The following is a 6,997-nucleotide window of genomic DNA, read 5'->3' as shown; positions in this document are numbered from 1 at the left end:
ATCGACGCGGTGGTGGTCGCGCTCAAGTCGCGCACCGTCCCGGCGGCCGAGGCCGTCGAGCAATCGCTGGCCGCCTGGCACTGGCTGCGCGGGCAGGGCGCGCGCCAGATCTACTTCAAGTACTGCTCGACCTTCGACAGCACACCCGCCGGCAACATCGGCCCGGTGACCGAGGCGCTCATGGACGCCATGGGCATCGACTTCACCATCGCCACGCCGGCCTTCCCGGACAACGGCCGCACCGTCTTCAAGGGCCACCTGTTCGTGGGCGACGTGCCGCTCAACGAAAGCGGCATGAAGGACCACCCGCTCACGCCCATGACCGACGCCAACCTGGTGCGCGTGCTGCAGGCCCAGTGCCGCCGCCGCGTGGGGCTGATCGACTACCGCGTGGTGGCCGCGGGCGCCGCGGCGGTGCGCGAACGCATCCAGGCGCTGCGGCAGCAGGGCGTGGGCATCGCCGTGGTCGACGCCCTGTCCAACGACGACCTGCTGCGCCTGGGCCCGGCCCTGGCCGACCTGCCCCTGCTCACGGCCGGCTCCGGCGTGGCCATCGCGCTGCCGGCCAACGCCGGCCTGGCGCCCTCGGCACGGGCCAGCGCGCTGCCACCGGTGGCGGGCGCGCAGGCCATTGTCTCGGGCAGCTGCTCGCTGGCCACCAACCAGCAGGTGGCGCACTTCATCGCCAGCGGCCGGCCGGCGTTCCAGCTCGACCCGCTGCGCATCGCCGCCGGCGAGGACGTGGTCGCCGAGGCCCTGGCCTGGGCGGCGCCGCACCTGGCCGGCGGGCCCGTGCTGCTGTACTCCACCGCGCCGCCGCAGGCGGTCAGCGCCGCGCAGACCCAACTGGGCGGCGCGCAGGCGGGCGAACTGGTCGAGCGCTGCATCGCCGCCATCGCCAGCGGCCTGGTGCGGGCCGGCGTGCGCCGGCTCATCGTGGCCGGTGGCGAGACCTCGGGCGCCTGCGTGCAGGCGCTGGGCATCGCCCGGCTGCAGATCGGCCCGCAGATCGACCCCGGCGTGCCCTGGTGCCACGCCACGGCCGCCGCCGCGGCTGGCGCGCCGCTCTGGCTGGCGCTCAAATCGGGCAATTTCGGCGGCGAGGACTTCTTCACCCGGGCCTTCTCGCTGACCACCCCGACCCCCGACGGCGCGCACCGCCCCGCGGCCGCGCACTGACCACCGGACCCCTGCCATGCCCCGTTTTGCCGCCAACCTGTCGATGCTCTACCCCGAGCTCGACTTCCTGGACCGTTTCGAGGCCGCCGCGCGCGACGGCTTCGAGGCCGTCGAATTCCTCTTCCCCTACGCCTACCCGGCGCACGAGCTCGCCGCCCGCCTCCAGGCCAATGGCCTGCGCCAGGTGCTGTTCAACCTGCCACCCGGCCAATGGGACGCCGGCGAGCGCGGCCTGGCCGCCCTGCCCGGCCGCGAGGCCGAGTTCCGCGAGGCGGTCCAACTGGCCCTGCGCTACGCCGACGCCCTGGACTGCCCCCGCCTGCACGCCATGGCCGGCCTGGTGTCCCCGGGCCTGCGGCGCGAGGACATGCAGGCCACCTACCTGGGCAACCTGCGCTGGGCCGCCGAACAGGCCGCCCGCGCCGGGCGCGACATCCTCATCGAGCCGATCAACCCGCGCGACATCCCCGGCTTCTTCCTCAACCGGCAGGACCACGCGCACCAGGTCCTCGACGCGGTCGGCGCGCCCAACCTGAAGGTGCAGATGGACCTGTACCACTGCCAGATCGTCGAGGGCGACGTCGCCACCAAGCTGCGGCAGTACCTGCCCACGGGGCGCGTCGGTCACCTGCAGATCGCCGGCGTGCCGCAGCGCCACGAGCCCGACCTGGGCGAGCTGAACCACCCCTACCTGTTCGGCGTGATCGACGAGCTCATGGCCGCCGGCCAGTGGGACGGCTGGATCGGCTGCGAGTACCGCCCCAGCCGCGGCGCGGTGCCCGGGGGCACCTCGGCCGGACTGGGCTGGCTGCGCGCCGCCCAGGCCGCAGCCGCCTGACGCCGCTCCCCCGCGCCTCAGCCCACCGGGCTGTCCACCACCACCTGGCGCTGCTCGCCCAGGCCGCGCCCGCCCAGGGTCATCACGTCGCCCGCCTTCAGGTACAGCGGCGGCTGGTGGCCCATGCCCACGCCGGGCGGCGTGCCGGTGGCGATCACGTCGCCCGGCTGCAGGGCCATGAAGCGGCTCAGGTAGCTCACCAGCGTGGCCACGCCGAACACCATGGTGCGCGTGCTGCCGTTCTGGCGGCGCTGGCCATTCACCTCCAGCCACAGCGCCACGTCCTGTGGATCGCCCAGCTCGTCGGGCGTCACCAGCCAGGGGCCCAGGGGGCAGTGCGTGGGGTAGCTCTTGCCTTTGACCCACTGGCCTTCATATTCGATCTGGTGGGCGCGCTCGGACACGTCGTTGAGCAGGCAATAGCCGGCCACGTGCGACAGGGCCTGGTCCTCGCCCACGTGGAAGGCGCGCTGGCCGATCACCACGCCCAGCTCCACCTCCCAGTCGAGCTTGCGCGAGCCCGGCGGCAGCCAGACCTCGTCGTTCGGCCCGTTGATGGCACTGACGTGCTTGTTGAACACGATGGGCTGGCCCGGCACCTTCAGGCCGGCCTCGGCGGCGTGGTCGGCGTAGTTCAGGCCGATGCCGATGACGTTGCCGACCTGGCCCACGCAGGGGCCCAGGCGGGTGCCGCTGGGCACGGGCGGCAACGTCAAGGGGTCGAGCGCGGCCAGGCGCGCCATAGAATCCGGGCCCAGCGTGGCCGGCGCGATGTCGGCCAGCACCCCGGAGAGGTCACGCGGCGTGCCGCTGGCGTCGATCAGACCGGGTTGTTCGGCGCCGGGCAGGCCGTGGCGGATCAGTTTCATGCTGGGCTTCGGTGGTGGTGAAAACCGCCGATTCTGCCGCCTGGGGCCACCCGGTCCCGGCCGGGCCTTGAAATCCGCCGCGGCGGCCCCAGCTGCCCGACTTGTCGGGCAAACCGCCCACCACAACCGCCCCCGTTTCACCTTATCCACAGACTCGCCACGATGAGCCAGACGCCCCCCAACGCCCCGCCACCCCAGGACAACAGCGCGCCCTTGAGCCCCGAAGAGGCCGAAGCCGCCCGGGCGGCCAGCGAGGCCGAGGCCCAGGCCGCCCAGCAGGCCGAACTGGCCACCCTGAAGGCCCAGAACACCGACCTGGCCGACCAGTACCTGCGCGCCAAGGCCGAGGCCGAAAACGCCCGCCGCCGCGCCGAAGAGGAAATGTCCAAGGCCCGCAAGTTCGCGGTGGAGAGCTTCGCCGAGAGCCTGCTGGCCGTGGCCGACAGCCTGGAGGCCGGCCTGGCCGTGCAGGAGGCCACGCGCGAACAGCTGCGCGAGGGCACCGAGGCCACGCTCAAACAGCTGCTGAGCGCGCTGGAGCGCCACAAGGTCGTGCAGATCGCGCCGCCCGCCGGCACCAAATTCGACCCCCACCAGCACCAGGCCATCAGCATGGTGCCGGCCGAGCAGGAACCCAACACCGTGGTGACCGTGCTCCAGAAGGGCTACCTCATCGCCGAGCGGGTGCTGCGCCCGGCCCTGGTCACGGTGTCCGCCCCCAAGTAAGGGCTGCCAAGGGACTTGTGCACACGCCCTCCCCTTGAATTCCCCCGGCTTATCCACACTTCTTCAACAGCTTTAACCACATCCTCGGAGTCACTCACATGGGACGCATCATCGGCATCGACCTCGGCACCACGAACTCGTGCGTGTCCGTCATGGAAGGCAACAACACCAAGGTGATCGAGAACAGCGAGGGTGCGCGCACCACGCCGTCGATCGTGGCCTACCAGGAAGACGGCGAGGTGCTGGTCGGCGCCTCGGCCAAGCGCCAGGCCGTCACCAACCCCAAGAACACGCTGTACGCGATCAAGCGACTGATCGGCCGCAAGTTCAGTGAGAAGGAAGTCCAGAAGGACATCGACCTCATGCCCTACTCCATCGTGGCCGCCGACAACGGCGACGCCTGGGTGGAGGTGCGCGGCAAGAAGATCTCGGCCCAGCAGGTCTCGGCCGACATCCTGCGCAAGATGAAGAAAACCGCCGAGGACTACCTGGGCGAGCCCGTGACCGAGGCCGTCATCACCGTGCCCGCGTACTTCAACGACGCGCAGCGCCAGGCCACCAAAGACGCCGGGCGCATCGCCGGCCTCGACGTCAAGCGCATCATCAACGAGCCCACCGCCGCGGCCCTGGCCTTCGGCCTGGACAAGCAGGACAAGGGCGACCGCAAGATCGCCGTGTACGACCTCGGCGGCGGCACCTTCGACGTGTCCATCATCGAGATCGCCGACGTCGACGGCGAGAAGCAGTTCGAAGTGCTGTCCACCAACGGTGACACCTTCCTGGGCGGCGAAGACTTCGACCAGCGCATCATCGACTACATCATTTCCGAGTTCAAAAAGGACCAGGGCGTCGACCTCAGCAAGGACGTGCTGGCCCTGCAGCGCCTGAAGGAAGCGGCCGAGAAGGCCAAGATCGAGCTGTCGTCCTCGGCCGCCACCGACATCAACCTGCCCTACATCACGGCCGATGCCTCGGGTCCCAAGCACCTGAACATCAAGCTCACGCGCGCCAAGCTCGAGGCCCTGGTGGAAGAACTGATCGAGCGCACCATCGCGCCCTGCCGCACCGCCATCAAGGACGCCGGCGTGAGCGTGGGCGACATCCACGACGTGATCCTGGTCGGCGGCATGACCCGCATGCCCAAGGTACAGGAGAAGGTCAAGGAGTTCTTCGGCAAGGAGCCGCGCAAGGACGTCAACCCCGACGAGGCCGTGGCCGTCGGCGCCGCCATCCAGGGCCAGGTGCTCTCGGGTGACCGCAAGGACGTGCTGCTGCTGGACGTGACCCCGCTGTCGCTCGGCATCGAGACCATGGGCGGCGTCATGACCAAGATGATCGCCAAGAACACCACCATCCCGACCAAGTTCTCGCAGGTGTTCTCCACCGCGGACGACAACCAGCCGGCCGTGACCATCAAGGTGTTCCAGGGCGAGCGCGAGATCGCCGCCGGCAACAAGCTGCTGGGTGAGTTCAACCTGGAAGGCATTCCCGCCGCGCCGCGCGGCCTGCCGCAGATCGAGGTGACCTTCGACATCGACGCCAACGGCATCCTGCACGTGGGCGCCAAGGACAAGGGCACCGGCAAGGAAAACAAGATCACCATCAAGGCGAACTCGGGCCTGTCCGAAGCCGAGATCCAGCAGATGGTGAAGGACGCCGAACTCAACGCGGCCGAGGACAAGAAAAAGGTCGAGCTCGTGCAGGCGCGCAACCAGGCCGAGGCCATGGTGCACAGCGTGAAGAAGAGCTTGAGCGAGCACGGCGACAAGCTGGAGGCGGGCGAGAAGTCGGCCATCGAGGACGCGATCAAGTCCCTGGAAGAAGCCGCCAAGGGCGAGGACAAGGACGCGATCGAGGCCAAGACCACCGAGCTCATGACCGCCAGCCAGAAGCTGGGCGAGAAGGTCTACGCCGCGCAGCAGGCCGAACAGGCCGGTGCCGAGGCGGGGGCCGCCGACGCCCAGCCGCAGCAAGCGTCCAAGGCGGCCGACGACGACGTCGTCGACGCCGAGGTGAAGGAAGTCAAGAAGGGCTGATCGCGCCGCGACGTCCGCCACACCGCCGCGTCCGGGCAACCTGACGCGGCGTTCGTGTTCAAACACCAGCCAGAGAAACCATGGCCAAACGCGACTTTTACGAAGTGCTCGGCGTGCCGAAGAACGCCTCCGACGAGGAGATCAAGAAGGCGTACCGCAAGCTCGCGATGAAGTACCACCCCGACCGCAACCAGGGCGATGCGGCCAAGGGTGCCGAAGAGAAATTCAAAGAGGCCAAGGAGGCCTACGAGATGCTCTCCGACGCGCAGAAGAAGGCCGCCTACGACCAGTACGGCCACGCCGGCGTGGACCCGAACATGCGCGGCGGCCCGGGCGGCGCCGAAGGCTTCGGCGGCTTCGGTGACGCCTTCGGCGACATTTTTGGCGACATCTTCGGCGGCGCGCGCCGCGGCGCGGGCGGCGGGCGGCAGGTGTACCGCGGCGCGGACCTGTCCTACGCCATGGAGATCACGCTGGAGGAAGCCGCCAACGGCAAGGAAACGCAGATCCGCATCCCCAGCTGGGACGACTGCGACACCTGCCACGGCAGCGGCGCCAAGCCCGGCACCAGCGCCAAGACCTGCGGCACCTGCCACGGCCAGGGCGTGGTGCAGATGCGCCAGGGCTTCTTCAGCGTGCAGCAGACCTGCCCCACCTGCCAGGGCCGCGGCAAGGTCATTCCCGAGCCCTGCACCACCTGCCACGGCCAGGGCAAGATCAAGCGCCAGAAGACGCTGGAGATCAAGATCCCGGCCGGCATCGACGACGGCCAGCGCATCCGCTCCACCGGCAACGGCGAGCCCGGCCAGAACGGCGGCCCGGCGGGCGACCTCTATATCGAGATCCGCCTGCGCAAGCACGACATCTTCGAGCGCGACGGCGACGACCTGCACTGCCAGGTGCCGGTGAGCATGACCACCGCCGCCCTGGGCGGCGAGATCGACGTGCCCACGCTGCAGGGCAAGGCCACCATCGACCTGCCCGAGGGCACGCAGAGCGGCAAGACCTTCCGCCTGCGCGGCAAGGGCATCAAGGGCGTGCGCTCCAGCTACCCGGGCGACCTGTACTGCCACGTGGCGGTGGAAACGCCGGTCAAGCTCACCGAGCACCAGCGCAAGCTGCTCAAGGAACTGGACGAGTCCTTCAAAAAAGGCGGCCACAAGCACAGCCCGAACGACAAGGGCTGGTTCGAGAAGGCGAAGGACTTCTTCAGCTGAGCCAGACGCTCCCCCCAAAAAAAAGCGACGCCACGGCGTCGCTTTTTTTTGGGGCCATTCGCGCTCCCTCGGTGCCTGGCGCGTGCGCCGCCAGCGGTGCCCCTATCGCCACCATAAGCAGCATCGATTGGC

General features: G+C 69.5%; 6 protein-coding genes. 5 read left to right on the top strand and 1 reads right to left on the bottom strand.

Going from position 1 to position 6,997, the window contains the following annotated elements; genetic code table 11:
* Both otnK and otnI read left to right on the top strand, forming a co-directional pair.
* A partial coding sequence (gene otnK / locus BGO22_RS19070) for a 3-oxo-tetronate kinase (RefSeq protein WP_286852231.1) occupies positions 1-1,179 on the top strand: 1,179 nt, incomplete at its 5' end.
* 16 nt (positions 1,180-1,195) lie between these two features.
* Positions 1,196-2,017: a 2-oxo-tetronate isomerase gene (otnI, locus tag BGO22_RS19065; protein WP_070397800.1), complete on the top strand. Its 822-nt coding sequence runs from the start codon at positions 1,196-1,198 to the stop codon at positions 2,015-2,017.
* Between the two features lie 17 nt (positions 2,018-2,034).
* On the opposite strand, the gene BGO22_RS19060 is transcribed toward otnI, so the two are convergent.
* Entirely contained in the window at positions 2,035-2,886 is an 852-nt protein-coding gene (locus BGO22_RS19060) for a fumarylacetoacetate hydrolase family protein (protein ID WP_070397801.1), read from the bottom strand.
* A gap of 162 nt (positions 2,887-3,048) precedes the next feature.
* Here BGO22_RS19060 and grpE point away from each other — a divergent pair, with 162 nt between their 5' ends.
* From grpE to dnaJ, 3 genes are all read left to right on the top strand, one after another.
* Positions 3,049-3,612 carry a nucleotide exchange factor GrpE gene (grpE, locus tag BGO22_RS19055; protein ID WP_070397802.1) on the top strand — a complete coding sequence of 188 codons (564 nt, stop codon included), beginning with the start codon at positions 3,049-3,051 and terminating at the stop codon, positions 3,610-3,612.
* 98 nt (positions 3,613-3,710) lie between these two features.
* On the top strand, positions 3,711-5,648 hold the full coding sequence (gene dnaK, locus BGO22_RS19050) for a molecular chaperone DnaK (protein ID WP_070397803.1): 1,938 nt from the start codon (positions 3,711-3,713) through the stop codon (positions 5,646-5,648).
* A gap of 80 nt (positions 5,649-5,728) precedes the next feature.
* Positions 5,729-6,865: a molecular chaperone DnaJ gene (dnaJ, locus tag BGO22_RS19045; protein WP_070397804.1), complete on the top strand. Its 1,137-nt coding sequence runs from the start codon at positions 5,729-5,731 to the stop codon at positions 6,863-6,865.
* Positions 6,866-6,997: the final 132 nt, after the last annotated feature.

This window comes from Hydrogenophaga sp. 70-12 (assembly GCF_001897365.1).
Lineage (GTDB): Bacteria > Pseudomonadota > Gammaproteobacteria > Burkholderiales > Burkholderiaceae_C > Hydrogenophaga > Hydrogenophaga borbori.
This window is presented reverse-complemented; position numbering and strand designations above follow the sequence as displayed.

Bases quoted from the DNA above. Each gene is read 5' to 3' on its own strand.
- otnI (WP_070397800.1), top strand. From the start codon at position 1,196: ATGCCCCGTTTTGCCGCCAACCTGTCGATGCTCTACCCCGAGCTCGAC.
- BGO22_RS19060 (WP_070397801.1), bottom strand. From the start codon at position 2,886: ATGAAACTGATCCGCCACGGCCTGCCCGGCGCCGAACAACCCGGTCTG.
- dnaJ (WP_070397804.1), top strand. From the start codon at position 5,729: ATGGCCAAACGCGACTTTTACGAAGTGCTCGGCGTGCCGAAGAACGCC.
- grpE (WP_070397802.1), top strand. From the start codon at position 3,049: ATGAGCCAGACGCCCCCCAACGCCCCGCCACCCCAGGACAACAGCGCG.
- dnaK (WP_070397803.1), top strand. From the start codon at position 3,711: ATGGGACGCATCATCGGCATCGACCTCGGCACCACGAACTCGTGCGTG.